The organism is Altibacter lentus, from assembly GCF_000746845.1.
Taxonomy (GTDB): Bacteria; Bacteroidota; Bacteroidia; order Flavobacteriales; family Flavobacteriaceae; genus Altibacter; species Altibacter lentus.
This window is the reverse complement of record NZ_KN050846.1, coordinates 2,857,396-2,873,771: the sequence shown is the minus strand read 5'-3', so window position 1 is coordinate 2,873,771 and position 16,376 is coordinate 2,857,396. Positions and strand designations below refer to the sequence as shown.

Genomic DNA, 16,376 nt, shown 5'->3' with positions numbered 1-16,376 from the left:
ATATGGCAGCAAAAACAGAAAGTACTGTAGAAGAGAAGTTAAGAGCATTATTCGATCTGCAATTGATCGATTCCCGTATCGATGAAATCCGCAATGTTAGAGGAGAACTTCCTTTGGAAGTAGAAGACCTGGAAGATGAGGTTGCAGGAATGAATACACGTCTCGAAAAATTGAAGTCGGATCTCGATGTCATCGACGAAGAGATCAAAGGAAAGAAAAACCTTATCGAAGAGGCCAAAAGCCTGATCAAAAAATATACCGGACAACAGGACAACGTTCGTAACAATCGCGAATACAACTCATTGAGCAAAGAGATCGAGTTTCAGGAACTGGAGATCCAATTAGCCGAAAAACACATTAAAGAGTTCAAGGCACAGATCGAGCAGAAGAAAGAGGTTATTGACGAAACAAAAGCTCGTTTAAAAGAGCGTCAAGAGCACTTAAAGCACAAGCAAGGTGAGCTGGACGAAATTCTTTCGGAAACAGAAAAAGAAGAGCAGGCACTTATCAAGAAATCTGAAGATTACGAAAAGCAAATTGAAGAGCGCTTGATCAAAGCTTACAAGCGAATTCGTTCGAACGTTAAGAATGGTTTAGCCATCGTTCCTGTAGAGCGCGGCGCTTCGGGTGGATCTTTCTTTACTATTCCTCCCCAAGTACAAATGGAGATTGCATCACGTAAGAAGATCATTACCGATGAACACAGCGGACGTATCTTGGTTGATCCTGAATTGGCGACCGAGGAACGTGAAAAGATGGAGAAATTATTTGCGAAAGTGAAGTAATTCTTTCTTGTATATTATAACAAAGCCTTCACATATTGTGAGGGCTTTTTTTATTACTTTGATAGAAAGGAACATTATCAATTCTCGACTGTATTAAAAAAAGAATATGAAAAAGAACATTCTCGCATTGACGGTAGTTACAATTATTGCCTTTACTGGGGCCTGTAAACCTTCCAACGAAACTAATAAAGAAGCAGAAACTAAAGCTCAACAAGATATTACCGCTATAGAAGTGCCCGCCCAGGATGGGTTGAAGCGCGCCTATTTTGCCAGCGGTTGTTTTTGGTGCGTGGAGGCTATTTACGAAAGCGTGAAAGGCGTGAAAGAATCGATCTCCGGTTATAGCGGCGGCCATACCAAAAACCCTACTTACGAGGAAAGCAACACAGGAAACACAGGACATGCCGAAGCTGTAGAGGTCATCTATGATCCGGAGGTAGTGTCTTTTGAAACGCTGGTGGATGTATATTTTGGTTCGCAAGATGTTACCCAAGTGAACGGTCAGGGCCCCGATAAAGGTTCACAATATCGTTCTATTATCTTCTACCAAAACGATGCTGAAAAAAGAATCATTGAGGAGAAAATCGCTGCACTCAACAAAACATTGGGTGATGAGGAAGTAGCCGCTCAGGTCATGCCTTTTCAAAAATTTTGGGAAGCTGAAGGGTATCATCAAAATTATGAAGCACGAAATCCCAACAATCCCTATATTCAAAATGTATCCATTCCCAGACTAAAACGTTTTCAGAAAAAATTTCCGGAACTTTTAAAAGAAGATGCAAAGCACTAAGGATGCTTGGTTGCGATGACTTCGAAGACCAGCGGATATAATTTACGCTCTAGTTCGTACATGCCCTTTTTGTTTTTTTGGAGCTTGGGAAAGATCGCATAGGGTGATGCGTCGTATTCCTTTAACGAATCGATCCTCAATCCCGCATTAGCAAGCGCTGAAATAACCTTACCCAAGGAATGATTCCAACCACATTCTTTATTGATAATGGGTGCTTCGGTATTGGCATAGGTCCCCTGATACTCTTCATAGATCATATCCTCTTGGTGGTAGCCGTACCGCATCACGGGAGGCGATTGGGTATAATCGAACATCCATGCAATGGGATGAAACTCGATCATGTAAAAAACCCCTCCGGGTTTTAACCGTTCAGCGATCATTTTTGCCCAGGGTTGCAGATCTGGTAACCAGCCAATAACTCCGTAACTAGTAAAAACTATATCGAATGTTTCTGAAACATATTGCGATGTATCCAATACATTACAACACACAAAGGTTGCGTTGAGCGAGAGAGATTCATTGAGTTGACGGGCCAGTTCGATGGCTTTTTCAGAAATGTCCACGCCCGTAACATCCGCTCCTCTTCGGGACCAGCTTAAGGAGTCCTGACCAAAGTGACATTGTAGGTGTAAGAGGGAAGCATCTGATACATCGCCCAGTGCCATTACTTCATACTCGTTCAAAGAACATTTTCCTTTTAAAAATGCCTCTAAGTCGTAAAATTCGCTGGCGGCATGAATTGCCACCTTTTTATTCCAGGTCTCTTTGTTTACGTCAAAAGCTTTTTGAAGGTCCATTGGTTGTCAATTTGGGTAAAAATAGAAAAGTGAACCGGATCTGGCTCGCATCCTAACTCAAAAAAGTAAGACAAGAACGCTTTTCAAACAATTTTAACAGCTTTCGTTAAACACGGGTTAAACTTGTCGCATCGGATTACTGAATATCGTAGCTTTAGTGTACTAATCTAAAACACCAATAATTATGAGAGATTTAATTTGGTTAATCGTAGTAATACTATTAGTAGGATGGCTAGTAGGTTATTTTGGCTTCGGAGATGCTGTAGGAAGTCTTATCCACATTCTACTTGTACTTGCCATCATCGGTATATTATACCGATTGGCAACCGGACGCAGACCTTAAGCCAGTAACATTTTAAAAACAGAAAGCCCTTTTAACTCCAAAAAGGGCTTTACACCGTATAACCGGCTGCCAAAAGGGTCTTATACTCTGGGTGCCGCTTTACGTAGCTTGCAATAAAAGGACAGAGCGGAACCAATTTTAGGCCTTCATCCTTGATCTGTTCTAAGGCATACTTCGCCATCGAAGAGGCTATGCCCTGCCCTTCCAGCGCATCGGGTACCTCAGTATGGGTAAGATACATCTTGTCTTGTGCGCGAATGTATTCGATCACTCCCGTCTTACCTTCCACAGTTGTTTCAAATCGTTTCTTTTCTTTGTTCTCTGTTATTTCCATGATTAAGCTTTATGTGAGCCGTCACAAAAGGGCTTGTTCCCGCTTTGTCCACAACGGCAAAATGCCGTAGCTCTCGATTTTTGTTCTTCTCGACCGTCATCATGTACAATAGAAAGAGCACCATAGACCATTAAAGGTCCGTTCTCCATAACTTCAACCCGCATCATTTCTTTTTTTGTATCGCTATCTACCGGAGCAGGTCCCACTGCATTCAAATAATGACTTAATGCTCCGCTGGGGCATGCTTTTACTGTATTGATGATCGCTTCTGTATTGGAATTCGCTACTTGCACCCAGGGTTTTTCCTTGGGCTTGAAGACTTCCGGAAGATTGTGTACACATTTCGCAGAGTGGATACAAAGTTCAGGCTTCCAAATTACCGTTACTTCTCCATTTGAATATTCTTTTGTCTTTCCCATTCTTAAATTTACAAAAATTATCGATGCTACATTAGTTTGTGTATTTTTACTGAAAATCAATTTGTAATGAAAAGAATCCTGCTCCTATGTCTGCTTTTTTTAAGTTTCGTGAACTGTAAAAATCCTTCTTCTTCTGAAATCGATTCGGAAAAAGAAACTACTCCTGTTCGAGAATTGACAACCGCCGAAGCCATTGCCTATAAGAATGGTTACGCGCATTGGGAAGAGGTTGCAGAACTTAAATTTACATTTAATGTAGACCGTGGTGATAGCCATAGTGAGCGCTCCTGGATCTGGAACCCGCAATCCCACCAAGTCACCCTTATCACGGGAAAAGACACTGTTTCTTATAATAGAAAGGGTATAGATAACATTCCAACTAGTGCCGATGCTGCATTTATCAACGATCGATATTGGCTGCTTGCTCCCTTTAATTTAATGTGGGATGAAGGAACGACCTTTTCCGAAGTAGAAAATGTCATAGCTCCTATCTCAAAAGATACACTTAACAAACTCACTGTGGTCTATGGTTCGCAAGGCGGTTATACCCCAGGCGATGCCTACGACTTTTTCTATTCCAATGATTTCATGGTAAGCGAATGGATCTTCAGAAAAGGAAATGACAGCCTACCGTCCCTGATTACTACCTGGGAGGAGTACTCTCAATTTGGTAAACTTGAACTGGCGACCATGCACAAAGACAGCACGGGCAGTTTTAAACTATATTTTACTGATATTTCGGTGAAATAATTTTTTAGATCTTGATCATTTTCTGAGACCATACAATGCTATCGCCATCATTCAGCAGAACCAAATAAAGTCCTTGTTGAAGTTGTGAAACGTTAAGCTGAAGGCTTTCACCATTGCTGAATTCTGCCGGGGTTGACATCACCTGTCTCCCTTGAAGGTCGAACACCGAAAGCTGCAAAGTACCATTTGAACGATACAGGACATTTACTAACTCCCGCGCCGGATTGGGGTACAATACCCCTTCTGAAGCTATCTTGCCGGTAAAGAATCGTTCTGCGAAGGCAAACGCCTGTTTTCCTACTTTCGCACCAATGATACGCCCGGGAATGTCGTCAATGGGTGGATGAATGCCTCCCCATACACGTGACAAACTGGTTTGATCACTTGCATCTTGATAGGTGGCCCATTGCAACTCCATAGCAACGGAAGGCCCTTTTTCGAACTTGAGAAATGTATCTTTCTCGATACTGAACGTGCCCATCCCCCCGGGAAAATATTCACTACCGGTTAACATCGTCAAAATCTCGGCTGCTGCCCTGGAAAATGTAGAATGCCCCGAAACATATCCTGCAAAAGGAGGTGTTACAAAAGATGGCCGTTGGTAAGGAAACCATTCTTCTGCCAAGATCCAGTCGACACCTGCAATATCATTTACCGGATCTACTATAAATCCCGGCCCACGCCAAGTGAACAGTTTTAGTTTATGTAAATTCTCTTCAAAGGCTCCCGCCAGTGGGTCACCCTCCTTCACTAGCTCAATGAATCCCGGAACCAACGGCAAACCATGCGGATGGTAATTGGGTTGCGTAGGGTCGCTGGACTGGCCTTTCTCTGCCATGTACCTAATGGCACTTATGGGGCGAACATAATCGTAATATCCCTTAAGTCCCCAAGCGGTAACAGCCACATCGTGCATAGCTCCCCCCAATATTAAATACGACTTCACATCCCATTCGAGTTCACTTAGTTCGGGCCCTACTCCTTTTATTTTTTTCACAAGATCAGGATGATCACTCACATAGTTAAGCAAGGTAAACCAATGTCCCGGCGGCGTCTCGCTATCGGGTCCATCGGCCCAAAATTCGGCCAGTACTCTGGTATAATCACCTCTCGGGACCCACTGCTCTTGGTAAGCTGCTCCTGTAACGGGATTGATCTCCCGCCCCGTACTTGGATCTCCCCCGTTCTGGAAATCGTAGAAACTGGTATACTCTGTAAACTCCTTAGGATAGGATTGCATCGCCAAATTTCCCAGGCTTTTAGGGGAAATATCGATGAGTGTCGGATCTGCCGGATCTAAGTGCGACCCCCAGGCTGCCACCATAGAAAAGCCCCATTTATAAGGATCGGAGATACCAAGTCCCTCCTGTATATAGGAAGGCGGTCCGGGATCGTGATAGACGTGATAGGTGTTACCGGAAACCTCGAAGGTCTTCTTATCTTCTTCAGAAAGAGAAAAAGGAGTGACCGCTCCCCACTCCGGGCCCAGAAAAGGAGGTTGTCCTCCGGGAATCGTGTTACCACTTTGATCCACATAATTCTCTACTTTCAATGGTTGCCAATGGTTTGGAAACTCCATGTCGGGATTACCGGAGACATCCGTATTTAAAGGGTCATTCAAAGGCTCATAGAAGCGGTTCTCATATCCATTTGCTTCGTTGGAACCGTCCTGTAACCCAAAGGCGATCATCTGTGAGGCAATATAATTACCCAGTGCCGCCGGGTCGCCGGTGGAATAATCGGTTGATGTATTTTGAGTAGCATAGCCTAGATCATTCATCAATGATTCAATGGAAAGTAGAATCTCTTCGTTACCGGGAGAGTTTGAAAAACGATGTCGAATCAAGCGATAGACCGCATAGCTCATCGCTTTTTTTTGTGCTTCGGAAGGTGTTTCAGACGTTATGAATCCATTAAACGGACAGGTAAATCCGCCAACCTCTTTTCCGAGGAAATAAGGCTCTGCCACATCATCGAACACTGCCCACATATCATAAAGTAAAACAGAGGAGTGAAATAAGTTTCGTGCGTGCACTGTGGGTCGCGCAAAGTCTTTGCGAATGGCATGGAGGATTTCTTCGTTCCATTGGCGAGCTACAGACTGCCCGAAGGAGGTCCAGCCAATAGCGAGGAGAAGCAAAAAGAATACGCCGCGTTTGCCCATGATATTTTTTTCAAATATACTACGAAGGAGCATGAATCCCAAGTGCTGATGTACCCTTACTTCAAATATTAATTGTTATTTTTGTTAGGATTCGAAAAACCAACCTGCGTCTATGTTCCATAACAGTTTAGATTTCGCCAGAAAGTGTGATGCCGAAGACCCCTTGTCCCATTTTAGAGATCGATTTCATATCCCGCAACATGCTTCGGGAACACCCCTTATTTACCTCTGCGGAAATTCACTCGGACTCCAACCAAAACTCACTTCAGAATACATTCAGAAGGAATTGAACGATTGGGCAGCGCTGGGTGTTGAAGGACACACCGAAGCCGAACATCCTTGGCTTCCATATCATGAGTTCCTTACCGAGAACATGGCAACCCTGGTAGGAGCTAAACCCAGTGAGGTGGTTATAATGAATACCTTGACAACCAACCTTCATCTTATGATGGTTTCGTTCTACAGCCCTACATCTTCCAAATATAAGATCGTGGTAGAAAGTGACGCTTTTCCTAGTGATAAATACGCAGTGGAGAGTCAGTTGCGGTTCCACGGATTTGATCCTCAGGACGGACTTATATTATGGAAGCCAAGACCCGGTGAGGAACTGTGCCGGTTTGAAGATCTGGAGACCATTATGAAGGAACAAGGAGAAGCTGTTGCTTTGCTTATGATTGGCAGCACCAATTATTACACAGGACAGGCATTTCCGCTTAAGAAGATCACACAGCTAGGACATCGTTTTGATTGCAGAGTAGGATTCGATCTGGCGCACGGGGTGGGAAATATTCAACCAAACCTTCATGAAACCGGTGCCGATTTTGCCGTGTGGTGTAGTTACAAATATCTCAATAGTGGTCCCGGAAGTTTGGGAGGTTGTTTTGTTCACGAACGACATGCAAATAGTGAGAAACTGAAGCGTTTTGCGGGATGGTGGGGCCACAACAAGAAGACTCGTTTCAACATGCGGCATGAATTTGATGCGCTGCCGGGTGCCGAGGGTTGGCAATTGAGCAATCCGCCTATTTTGTCCATGGCGGCCATTCGGGCATCTCTGGATACTTTTGCAGCGGCAGGGTTCGATAATCTTCTCAAGAAAAGTCATAAACTTACAGGATTCCTGGAGTTTCTAATCGATGCGCTTAAGGATGAACATATTCGCATCATCACACCACGAGATCCTGAATCGCGTGGCTGTCAATTGTCAATACAGGTTAAGAACGCCGATAGATCATTACATACAAAATTAACCGAAGCCGGAGTTATTAGCGATTGGCGCGAACCGAATGTGATACGTGTTGCTCCCGCACCGCTGTACAATAGCTTCGAGGATGTATTCCAATTTACCCAACGATTAAAAGATGTATTGCAATAAATGAAAAACGACAAAATCCTTATCATTGGCGCAGGCCTATGTGGTAGCTTATTAGCCTTACGTATGGCCCAACGAGGGTATGCTGTGACCTTGGTGGAAAAACGTCCCGATCTTCGGAAAGTGACCCAGGACGCCGGACGGTCCATAAATCTTGCCCTAAGTGATCGTGGATTGCGCGGACTGCGATTGGCCGGCGTTGAAGCGGAAGCCAAAAAACTGTGTATTCCTATGTATGGCAGAATGATACACGATGTGCAAGGAAATACTTTTTTAAGCAAATACAGCGGGCGTCAAAACGAATACATCAACTCCATCTCACGTCCGGGATTGAACATGCTGCTATTGGATGCCGCAGAGAAGATGCCTAATGTCTCCATTATTTTTAATCATGGTTGTAAGAGTGTCGATCTCGAGCATGCTTCAGCAGTATTTAAAGATTACAAAACTGGGCGCGAGATCTCCTATCAGGGAGATGTGATCATTGGCACCGACGGTGCAGGATCTGCCGTGCGTAAGAGCATGTTTCAGCATAAGAAATTCTTGTTCAGTTTTTCACAACAATGGCTCACACATGGCTATAAGGAACTGGAAATACCAGCGACCAAAGAGGGAGGATATAGAACCGATAAGGGTGCACTGCACATTTGGCCGCGTGGCGAAGATATGCTTATCGCATTACCCAATCTGGATGGCAGCTTTACAGTGACGCTTTTTGCACCTTATGAGAACAGTGAATATTGTTTTAAGAATCTCACCACCCAGGAGAATGTTATAGCATATTTTAGTAAAGAATTCCCTGATGCCTTAGCATTGATGCCACGACTGGGAGAAGAGTTCTTTCAAAATCCCACAGGACCTTTGGGAACAATTAAATGTTCTCCCTGGAGCTGCTATGGAAAAACCCTGCTTCTGGGGGATGCGGCACATGCGATCGTTCCGTTTTACGGACAAGGGATGAACGCCTCTTTTGAAGATGTTGTAGTATTCGATGAGATATTGACAGCTCATGAAGGCGACTGGGATCGGGTCTTTAAGGAATACGAGAAGGCGCGTAAAAAGGATACTGATGCGATTGCCGATCTGGCAGTAGATAATTTTCACGAAATGAAGGAGCATACGGCCAGCCCTCTGTTTCAACAGAAACGAAAATTGGAAACCGCTTTCGAAGCCGAGTTCCCCAATGATTATTACTCCAAATATTCGTTGGTTACGTTCAATGAAAATATAAGTTATGAAGATGCCATGAAAAAAGGCAGAGCTCAAGACAAAGCGATTCTAAATTTGTTGGATGATGGAAAATTCACAGAGCAGATGACCCTAGAAGAAAAATTAACGCTTGTAACGAAGGAGACCAATGACATCCTTCATGACGATGCCGTAGTACGAAACTTAAAATAACAATCATGAGCAATAAGAGTAGATTGGTAGAAGGAAAAGCAACGCCTCGTGGGGCCTACCCCCATGTGAAAAGAGTTGGTGACTTTATTTTTGTGAGTGGAACCAGCTCACGATTACCGGACAATACCTTTGCCGGAGTACATCAGGTGGATGAAATGGGCAGTATGCGTTTGGATGTGCGAGAACAGACACGTGCCGTTCTGGAAAATATCAAAGATTACTTAGCAACCGAAGGTGCTACCATGGAGGATGTGGTAGATGTAACCTCGTTTTTGGTCAATATGAACGATTTCGCCGGCTACAACGAAGTCTATGCGCAATTCTTCAATAAAGAAACAGGTCCGACGCGCACTACGGTTGCCGTTCACCAGCTACCACACCCCTATCTCGTAGTTGAGATTAAAGCCATGGCGTATAAGCCTGCAGGAAATTAAGCACTTAAAGTAAACAGATCCTGTAAAAAAATTGACGTATGCAGAAAATCCAAAATTACATAAACGGCAACTACTGTGATCCTGTTTCGGGGAAATGGCTGGATAATTATAATCCGAGTAACGGAGAAGTATATGCTCAAATTGCCAACAGCAGTTCAAAGGATGTTGCGGCAGCCTACGAAGCAGCAAGAGACGCCTTTCCTTCATGGTCCAATACACCTATAGAAGAACGCAGTCGGATATTACTGAAGATCGCAACTTTGATAGAAGAAAAAATGATGGAATTGGCAACGGCCGAAGCCAAAGATAACGGGAAGCCATTGAGTCTGGCACTTGCTGTAGATATTCCAAGAGCATCCAGTAATTTCCGATTTTTCGCAAACGCCATCACCCAGTTTGCGAGTGAAGCCCACGAGAGTGTAGGTCTGGGCACCATGAATTTCACCTTACGCCAACCCATCGGGGTGGTAGGTTGCATCTCACCCTGGAATTTACCACTCTACTTGTTCACATGGAAGATCGCTCCTGCAATTGCAGCAGGGAATACGGTAGTTGCCAAACCCAGTGAAGTAACCCCTGTGACGGCTGCTATGCTAGGCGATATTTGTACCGAAGCGGGGCTACCCAAAGGCGTACTTAACATCTTACATGGGGAGGGACCCTCTGCCGGTCAGGCGATCGTAGAACACCCGCACATTAAGGCGATCTCGTTTACCGGAGGCACGAAAACGGGTGAACATCTGGCGCGTACAGCCGCTCCCATGTTCAAAAAATTATCGTTGGAACTGGGAGGTAAGAATCCCAACCTCATCTTTGCCGATTGCGACTACGAAAAGATGCTGGCAATTACCGTAAAGTCATCTTTTGCAAATCAGGGGCAGATATGTCTCTGCGGAAGCCGGATCTTTGTAGAGCGATCCCTTTTTGAGCGTTTTAAAAAAGATTTTGTCGCCAAAGTGAGTCAGTTAAAAGTAGGTGACCCTTTTGACGCAGATAGCGACCTGGGCGCATTGGTTTCTCGTCCGCATCTGGAAAAAGTTCGGGCTTATATCCGTTTAGCAAAAGAAGAAGGCGGGACGATTCTCTTTGGAGGCCAGCCTGTGACCGTGAAGGATCATGAGCAGGGATATTACCTACAGCCTACCATAATTGAAGTATTTGACGACCAATGCAGGGTGAACCAGGAAGAGATCTTTGGTCCTGTGGTAACCCTTATGCCCTTCGATACCGAGGAAGAAGCACTAAAAATGGCCAATGGAGTGAGATATGGATTGTCTGCCACATTATGGACCAATGACCTCAACCGAACCATGCGCATCTCAAAACAATTGGAAGTAGGTATTGTTTGGGTGAACACATGGCTTAATCGTGATCTCCGTACGCCTTTTGGTGGTGTAAAAGACAGTGGTGTGGGCCGCGAAGGGGGTTTTGAAGCTTTGCGCTTTTTTACGGAAGCTAAGAATGTGTGTATTAAATATGAATAAGGTACCGCATCTTGGGAATTAATATAAAAAACTAAGAACATGAATTTAGATCTTACAAATAAAAATGCCTTGATCTGCGGAAGTACAGCCGGAATTGGTAAAGCTTCTGCGATACAACTGGCTAAGCTGGGAGCTACCATTACCTTGGTCGCTCGTGATGAAGAAAAACTGAAGCATACTTTGTTAGAACTCCCGTTTGAAAAGGGACAAAAACACAATTATTTTGTAGCCGATTTCAATGATCCAGATACGCTGAGGGAAAAAGCAGCGATTGCCACTGCGGAAAAAACATTTCATATCCTGCTGAACAATACGGGAGGCCCCAAAGGAGGTCCTGTTTTTGAGGCCGCTACTTCTGAATTCGAAAAAGCCTTCACACAGCATCTTATATGCAACCAGATCCTGGTGCAGGCCGTCGTACCCGGAATGAAGAAAGCAGACTATGGCCGTATTATCAATATCATCTCAACTTCGGTGAAGCAACCCATAGACGGTCTGGGTGTGAGCAATACCATTAGGGGTGCCGTGGCAAACTGGAGCAAGACCTTGGCAAACGAACTGGGCGCTTTCGGGATCACAGTAAACAATGTCTTACCGGGGTTTACGGCAACAGACCGACTTGATGATATTGTTGCGAATGCAGCCAAAAAGATGGACAAGACCGAAAAAGAAGCCGGAGAGTTCATGAAACAGCTCGTGCCTGCCCGACGTTTTGCGCAACCGGGGGAGGTTGCCAATGCAGTGGCTTTTCTCGCCAGCGAGGCTGCCAGCTATATCAACGGAATTAACCTGCCGGTTGATGGCGGAAGGACGAAAAGTTTGTAACTTTAACCTGCGCTCTGCTGGCCTTCCGTAAATGATGGCAATAGACCCGTTCTTAACAGTACGGGCAGGGATTGCAGCAAGCTACCGTGTAGCGCGGAAAGCCCGGTCGAGCTGTCTGGCGAGAGCCCGCCATAAAATAACGAAACAAAACCTATGAAACGAAAACTTCGCATAAACGGTCATTCGCACCTGCTTCCTTATCCGGAAGAGATCCCGCAATTTATGAAGGATAAGGGGATCTTTTGGGTAGATAAGGATCGAAAGTTCATGCTTCAGAAAAATTGGAGCCGCCCGGTAACAGATTCGAGTTTTTTCTTAAATGAAAAACTGGAATGGATGGAGCGGTTTAAGATCGACCATGCGGTGGTTCTTAATTTGTCGCAACTTTACGGTAACGGTTTGCGGGTGGAGGAAATGAAGCAGGCCCTGCGGTTTCAGAACGATTTTAATGCCAAAGTGCAACACGATCACCCTTCTAAATTCACCTGTGGGTTTGTAGTCCATCCGGGGTTTGTACGCGGTGCTTTGTGGGAAATAGAGCGTTGCGTAGAGGAACTGGGCTTACAACTTTTGTGTTTGCCAACCCATTATATGGATACCATTGGCACCTGGCGCTGTATCTTTGACGAAGAGAACGAACCTATTTTTGAGCTGGCCAGTAAATACAATCTTGCTGTGGAAATTCATCCATACGACGGGGAAAAATTCATTTTGCTGGAAAATACGGCCTGGCGTTTTCACTTGATATGGATGTTGGCGCAGTGTGCAGACGCCTATCACTTTTTAACTTTGAACGGCTACGCCGATAAATATCCGAACATGCGCACCTGCTTTGCACATGGCGGGCAGTTGGCACAGATCAATCTGGGAAGACGCATACAAGGCTTCGACGGCAGGCCGGACCTCTTTGAAGGAAAAGTACACCCGCGTAGAGCGGTAGGCCATAAGAACATTTTCTTTGACACGCTTGTACACGATACCGGCTCCCTGGAATTACTGGTAAAGAATCAAGGGGCGAAACAAGTACTCATGGGACTGGATGACCCGTATCCTTTAGGTGAGATGGAAAGTTTACAACAATCCTCTTACCCGGGGAAGATCCTGGATCTGGCTATGGAGCGTAAGATCTTGAATTCGGAAGAATGCGATGCCATATGGGAGGAAAATGTGATCCAATGGCTTTGCGGGGACGATGAAGCAGCCAAGAAAAAATTGGTAAAACGGATCTTGGGAGCGTGATCCGGTAGTAGAAAGACGCTGTAAGCATAAAATATGGATTACATCCCTCGACACTAAATTCTCAAAACTCAATACCTATACATGGAATTTCTTCCTCCAAAGATAGACGCATACGCTGTTTCACATTCGCAACAGGAACCGGAACTACTTCAAGAATTGAGCAGGGAGACCTGGCTTAAAGTACTGGCACCCCGAATGCTGAGCGGGCATTTTCAAGGGCGGGTATTAAGCATGTTGTCCAAATTGATCGCACCTCGTTATATTTTAGAAATTGGCACCTATACGGGTTATTCGGCTTTGTGTTTAGCGGAAGGAATGGCTTCCAACGGCGAACTGCACACCATTGATAATAATGAGGAGTTGTATACGCTTCAACGCAAGTATTTTGACAAATCGGGATGGGGCGCACAGATCATTCAACATACCGGAGAGGCTTTGGAGATCCTTCCGAAGCTAAAGCAATCATTCGACCTTGTTTTTATAGATGCCGACAAGATCAACTATCCAAATTATTTGGAGATGCTCCTTCCCAAGCTTTCCAAAGGCGCTGTAATTTTAAGTGACAATGTACTGTGGAGCGGCAAGGTAGTGGCCGCCGTAGCAGAGGATGATGCAGATACCAAGGCTTTGATCACCTATAACAAGCTCTTGAACACACACCCCCGATTGGAAACCGTGTTGTTGCCTATACGCGATGGTCTAACGATTTCCAGAGTCATCGATTAGGGAACGAAAATCTTGTTTTTGATAGCATAGATTACAAGACCGGTTCGATTTCGCAGATTTAATTTTTCAAACAGTACGTTTCTGTACCCTTCTATGGTCTTATAACTTAAGCACATTTGATCTGCGATCTCTTTATAGGTCATCTCGGTACAAGCGTGTTTTATAAATTCGATCTCGCGTTCTTTCAGCGAAGCCACTCCTGTTTCTTTAGGCACCAATGAATCAACCAGTATCTTTGCCACAGTATTGGTATGGTAATATCCTTTTTTCATGACTTCGAGCAGGGCATTTTGCAGTTCGCTCTTTTTGGCGTCTTTCATAAGATATCCCTTGGCGCCGGCCCTTAGCATTTTCAATATGGTGTTTTCATCTTCTTCAATGGATAATGCCAATACCTTTACTTCGGGAAAATGTTGGCGTAGGTGATCTGTGGTCTCGATACCATTTAAGATAGGCATGTTGACATCCATGAGAACGATATCCGGAATATTCCTGGGGTTCTTAAACTTTTCCAGGAGTTCTTGTCCGTTGTTACACAGGTATAGAATTTTAAACTGTTCAAAATCATCGATGAGTCCACCAATGGCCTGTGATAATAAATTGTGATCATCAACTACAACTACCGAATACTTCATAACACATTAATTTATATAGGTAAGTGAAAATTTGGTTCCCTCGTTAGGAATAGATGTAATCTTGACATCTGCTCCTATTAGTTTGGCTCTATTTCGAATGTTGCTTAAACCGATTCCTTTTTTAATACTATTCTCTGAAGTATCAAATCCAATTCCGTTGTCTTGAGCTACAATTTGAAGTACTTTATTGCTGTAGTCCACAGCTACCATAAGCTTTGACGCTTTGGAGTGCTTTACGGTATTGGTAAAGAACTCCTGTAGCATCCTAAAGATAATGATCTCCTTTTTATTATCAATAAAAAAAGAGGCTCCCGTATAGCTAATGGTCGCTTCAAGATATTTTAAGCGATTGAAGCGCTCTACTTCCTGTTGCAGTGCTTCCACGAGTGACAGGTTGTTTAACGCACTTGGATTAATGAGTTTTGACAAGCTGCGCAATTCGTTTAAACTCGTTCCTATGGTCTCTATCGCCTCTTCTATGGCTTCCGGACTTCCTTTAGCATTCTGTAATTGTATCTTGGCAAGGGTGAGCAATTGCCCTATATTGTCGTGCAACTCCCAGCTCACATTGCGCAATGTGTCTTCTTTGATCTCGATTTGGGTTTCTATCAATTCCTCCTGAAATCGATTCTCGGCTTCCTGTTGCTCCTGAATCAATTTGTTCTTTCGTTTCTGAAAAATGGCAAAAAGAAAAATAACAGTGAGCGCCAAGAATAGCGCAATAACCGAGAAAATAATTAGAAACGATTGTACTTCTTTTTCGTCCATATAAATCCAATGCTATAGCAGCCGTATAGAATACTATTAAGAATTAATAAAATTACCAAATAACTCAAACCCCTAAACTCAATATATCCCGATAAGGAGAACAGCGGGATCATTCCCATATAGAATAACAAAAGTGCCGTAGAGATCCAAAAGCTAAGTTTGTATTTTACTATAAGCACTTCGTCACTGTATAACAACTGATAAAAATGGAACAGCGTAAGTACAAGAACACTTAGGGCTCCTGTAATAAAAGTGTATTTATGATATTCTACCCAGCTGTGATAGACCAGACTCCATGCAGCCACTATCAAAAAAATTGCGCTGAAAACAAATACAAGTTTCTTAAACAACTGACTCTCCAAAATGCTGTGATACCAATAAAAATAGAACAGGAAGCTAGTGATGGTAAATGCATTATACAACCAAAAATTCTTAACATCGACCACGTATCCTAAATAGGCACCCAAGAGTTCAACCACAAATGTATACCATAGAAAATACAAAAAGAACTTCTCGGTGGACTCCTTGTATTTTCCAAAGTAAATTGTTGCAAGAATGGCTGCCGTAAGCTCAAGTACTAAAGGAATTATGGACAATGGTTGAATTTCCATATTTTATGGAATCAATAGTTAGTAGGTGGTTGTCCTCCTTGAGAATAATTTAAAGGCGGTATTCCTCCAATATTATTGTTGGAAGGCTGGACCGGTAAAAATCCTTTTCTAAGGTCAGAAGAAGCTTGTTGGGTTGTAGGCACCAAAAATACAGTAGAATAGCCGGCATCGGGGTAATTACTGTTTTGCGGGTAGGCTCCAAAATAGATACGCATCCCCAAATTCTCTAATCCTTGGTTTCCCGCTTCCTGTTCTACATATTCGATATATTTTTTAAGGGTATCCAGTGAGAACCAGAACTCTCGGGTGTCTTCATACCCAAGCGCGGCATTGATGACATTGTAGCGTGTTTCAATAAAATCTTCTTCCAACGCGTTCGCTTCTTCGTAGCTAATGGTTTGTTGGGGTGGTTCTACTTGAGGATCGCAGGAAACACAAAAAATAATAAGTGCTACTACTGCCGTACATGCGAGCATGCTTCGTAAAAGTGATTTCATAA

At 43.8% G+C, this 16,376-nt stretch carries 19 protein-coding genes; 11 read left to right on the top strand and 8 right to left on the bottom strand.

The window, feature by feature from the left end; translation table 11 throughout:
- Window positions 1-2 precede the first annotated feature (2 nt).
- Together JS40_RS13345 and msrA are read left to right on the top strand one after the other, a co-directional pair.
- Complete coding sequence (locus tag JS40_RS13345; RefSeq protein WP_034261344.1) at window positions 3-785, top strand: zinc ribbon domain-containing protein; 783 nt, start codon at window positions 3-5, stop codon at window positions 783-785.
- A gap of 106 nt (window positions 786-891) precedes the next feature.
- Window positions 892-1,575 carry a peptide-methionine (S)-S-oxide reductase MsrA gene (gene msrA / locus JS40_RS13340; RefSeq protein ID WP_034261342.1) on the top strand — a complete coding sequence of 228 codons (684 nt, stop codon included), beginning with the start codon at window positions 892-894 and terminating at the stop codon, window positions 1,573-1,575.
- Here the strand turns inward: msrA and JS40_RS13335 are convergent.
- A complete protein-coding gene (locus tag JS40_RS13335) occupies window positions 1,572-2,372 on the bottom strand; it encodes a class I SAM-dependent methyltransferase (protein WP_034261341.1) in 801 nt (266 codons plus the stop codon). The two genes, msrA and JS40_RS13335, sit on opposite strands and share 4 nt — an antisense overlap.
- A 184-nt stretch (window positions 2,373-2,556) precedes the next feature.
- On the opposite strand from JS40_RS13335, the gene JS40_RS15420 reads away from it, so the two are divergent.
- Window positions 2,557-2,715, top strand: coding sequence for a lmo0937 family membrane protein (locus JS40_RS15420; protein WP_152558187.1), 159 nt, complete (start codon window positions 2,557-2,559; stop codon window positions 2,713-2,715).
- 49 nt (window positions 2,716-2,764) lie between these two features.
- Here JS40_RS15420 and JS40_RS13330 read toward each other — a convergent pair whose 3' ends face one another.
- Together JS40_RS13330 and JS40_RS13325 are read right to left on the bottom strand one after the other, a co-directional pair.
- Complete coding sequence (locus tag JS40_RS13330) at window positions 2,765-3,049, bottom strand: GNAT family N-acetyltransferase (RefSeq protein WP_034261339.1); 285 nt, start codon at window positions 3,047-3,049, stop codon at window positions 2,765-2,767.
- A 2-nt stretch (window positions 3,050-3,051) separates the two neighbouring features.
- Entirely contained in the window at window positions 3,052-3,468 is a 417-nt protein-coding gene (locus JS40_RS13325; RefSeq protein WP_034261337.1) for a (4Fe-4S)-binding protein, read from the bottom strand.
- A 66-nt stretch (window positions 3,469-3,534) separates the two neighbouring features.
- On the opposite strand from JS40_RS13325, the gene JS40_RS13320 reads away from it, so the two are divergent.
- Window positions 3,535-4,218 (top strand): hypothetical protein, encoded by a 684-nt coding sequence (locus JS40_RS13320; protein WP_034261335.1) that lies wholly within the window; start codon window positions 3,535-3,537, stop codon window positions 4,216-4,218.
- A gap of 4 nt (window positions 4,219-4,222) precedes the next feature.
- Here JS40_RS13320 and JS40_RS13315 read toward each other — a convergent pair whose 3' ends face one another.
- Window positions 4,223-6,382: a T9SS type A sorting domain-containing protein gene (locus tag JS40_RS13315; protein WP_034262541.1), complete on the bottom strand. Its 2,160-nt coding sequence runs from the start codon at window positions 6,380-6,382 to the stop codon at window positions 4,223-4,225.
- 112 nt (window positions 6,383-6,494) lie between these two features.
- On the opposite strand from JS40_RS13315, the gene kynU reads away from it, so the two are divergent.
- From kynU to JS40_RS13280, 7 genes are all read left to right on the top strand, one after another.
- The gene (gene kynU, locus JS40_RS13310) at window positions 6,495-7,757 is read left to right on the top strand and encodes a kynureninase (protein ID WP_034261334.1); all 1,263 of its coding nucleotides are present in this window, start codon (window positions 6,495-6,497) and stop codon (window positions 7,755-7,757) included.
- Window positions 7,758-9,155, top strand: a complete 1,398-nt coding sequence (locus JS40_RS13305) for an FAD-dependent oxidoreductase (protein WP_034261332.1) — start codon at window positions 7,758-7,760, stop codon at window positions 9,153-9,155.
- A gap of 5 nt (window positions 9,156-9,160) precedes the next feature.
- Window positions 9,161-9,589 carry a RidA family protein gene (locus JS40_RS13300; protein WP_034261330.1) on the top strand — a complete coding sequence of 143 codons (429 nt, stop codon included), beginning with the start codon at window positions 9,161-9,163 and terminating at the stop codon, window positions 9,587-9,589.
- Between the two features lie 38 nt (window positions 9,590-9,627).
- The gene (locus tag JS40_RS13295) at window positions 9,628-11,073 is read left to right on the top strand and encodes an aldehyde dehydrogenase (protein WP_034261328.1); all 1,446 of its coding nucleotides are present in this window, start codon (window positions 9,628-9,630) and stop codon (window positions 11,071-11,073) included.
- 39 nt (window positions 11,074-11,112) lie between these two features.
- Window positions 11,113-11,898 (top strand): SDR family oxidoreductase, encoded by a 786-nt coding sequence (locus JS40_RS13290; RefSeq protein ID WP_034261326.1) that lies wholly within the window; start codon window positions 11,113-11,115, stop codon window positions 11,896-11,898.
- 153 nt (window positions 11,899-12,051) lie between these two features.
- Window positions 12,052-13,137, top strand: coding sequence for an amidohydrolase family protein (locus JS40_RS13285; RefSeq protein WP_034261324.1), 1,086 nt, complete (start codon window positions 12,052-12,054; stop codon window positions 13,135-13,137).
- 81 nt (window positions 13,138-13,218) lie between these two features.
- Window positions 13,219-13,863 (top strand): O-methyltransferase, encoded by a 645-nt coding sequence (locus JS40_RS13280; RefSeq protein WP_034261322.1) that lies wholly within the window; start codon window positions 13,219-13,221, stop codon window positions 13,861-13,863.
- Here JS40_RS13280 and JS40_RS13275 read toward each other — a convergent pair.
- From JS40_RS13275 to JS40_RS13260, 4 genes are read right to left on the bottom strand one after another with little or no spacing between them, the layout of a single operon-like run.
- On the bottom strand, window positions 13,860-14,498 hold the full coding sequence (locus JS40_RS13275; protein ID WP_034261320.1) for a response regulator transcription factor: 639 nt from the start codon (window positions 14,496-14,498) through the stop codon (window positions 13,860-13,862). The genes JS40_RS13280 and JS40_RS13275 overlap by 4 nt on opposite strands.
- A 6-nt stretch (window positions 14,499-14,504) precedes the next feature.
- A complete protein-coding gene (locus tag JS40_RS13270) occupies window positions 14,505-15,266 on the bottom strand; it encodes a sensor histidine kinase (protein WP_034261318.1) in 762 nt (253 codons plus the stop codon).
- The gene (locus JS40_RS13265; protein ID WP_034261316.1) at window positions 15,236-15,877 is read right to left on the bottom strand and encodes a hypothetical protein; all 642 of its coding nucleotides are present in this window, start codon (window positions 15,875-15,877) and stop codon (window positions 15,236-15,238) included. The genes JS40_RS13270 and JS40_RS13265 overlap by 31 nt, the downstream gene beginning before the upstream one ends.
- Before the next feature lie 11 nt (window positions 15,878-15,888).
- Window positions 15,889-16,374 carry a hypothetical protein gene (locus JS40_RS13260; RefSeq protein WP_051957612.1) on the bottom strand — a complete coding sequence of 162 codons (486 nt, stop codon included), beginning with the start codon at window positions 16,372-16,374 and terminating at the stop codon, window positions 15,889-15,891.
- Window positions 16,375-16,376: the final 2 nt, after the last annotated feature.

Bases quoted from the DNA above. Each gene is read 5' to 3' on its own strand.
- JS40_RS13345 (WP_034261344.1), top strand. From the start codon at position 3: ATGGCAGCAAAAACAGAAAGTACTGTAGAAGAGAAGTTAAGAGCATTA.
- msrA (WP_034261342.1), top strand. From the start codon at position 892: ATGAAAAAGAACATTCTCGCATTGACGGTAGTTACAATTATTGCCTTT.
- JS40_RS13335 (WP_034261341.1), bottom strand. From the start codon at position 2,372: ATGGACCTTCAAAAAGCTTTTGACGTAAACAAAGAGACCTGGAATAAA.
- JS40_RS15420 (WP_152558187.1), top strand. From the start codon at position 2,557: ATGAGAGATTTAATTTGGTTAATCGTAGTAATACTATTAGTAGGATGG.
- JS40_RS13330 (WP_034261339.1), bottom strand. From the start codon at position 3,049: ATGGAAATAACAGAGAACAAAGAAAAGAAACGATTTGAAACAACTGTG.
- JS40_RS13325 (WP_034261337.1), bottom strand. From the start codon at position 3,468: ATGGGAAAGACAAAAGAATATTCAAATGGAGAAGTAACGGTAATTTGG.
- JS40_RS13320 (WP_034261335.1), top strand. From the start codon at position 3,535: ATGAAAAGAATCCTGCTCCTATGTCTGCTTTTTTTAAGTTTCGTGAAC.
- JS40_RS13315 (WP_034262541.1), bottom strand. From the start codon at position 6,382: ATGGGCAAACGCGGCGTATTCTTTTTGCTTCTCCTCGCTATTGGCTGG.
- kynU (WP_034261334.1), top strand. From the start codon at position 6,495: ATGTTCCATAACAGTTTAGATTTCGCCAGAAAGTGTGATGCCGAAGAC.
- JS40_RS13305 (WP_034261332.1), top strand. From the start codon at position 7,758: ATGAAAAACGACAAAATCCTTATCATTGGCGCAGGCCTATGTGGTAGC.
- JS40_RS13300 (WP_034261330.1), top strand. From the start codon at position 9,161: ATGAGCAATAAGAGTAGATTGGTAGAAGGAAAAGCAACGCCTCGTGGG.
- JS40_RS13295 (WP_034261328.1), top strand. From the start codon at position 9,628: ATGCAGAAAATCCAAAATTACATAAACGGCAACTACTGTGATCCTGTT.
- JS40_RS13290 (WP_034261326.1), top strand. From the start codon at position 11,113: ATGAATTTAGATCTTACAAATAAAAATGCCTTGATCTGCGGAAGTACA.
- JS40_RS13285 (WP_034261324.1), top strand. From the start codon at position 12,052: ATGAAACGAAAACTTCGCATAAACGGTCATTCGCACCTGCTTCCTTAT.
- JS40_RS13280 (WP_034261322.1), top strand. From the start codon at position 13,219: ATGGAATTTCTTCCTCCAAAGATAGACGCATACGCTGTTTCACATTCG.
- JS40_RS13275 (WP_034261320.1), bottom strand. From the start codon at position 14,498: ATGAAGTATTCGGTAGTTGTAGTTGATGATCACAATTTATTATCACAG.
- JS40_RS13270 (WP_034261318.1), bottom strand. From the start codon at position 15,266: ATGGACGAAAAAGAAGTACAATCGTTTCTAATTATTTTCTCGGTTATT.
- JS40_RS13265 (WP_034261316.1), bottom strand. From the start codon at position 15,877: ATGGAAATTCAACCATTGTCCATAATTCCTTTAGTACTTGAGCTTACG.
- JS40_RS13260 (WP_051957612.1), bottom strand. From the start codon at position 16,374: ATGAAATCACTTTTACGAAGCATGCTCGCATGTACGGCAGTAGTAGCA.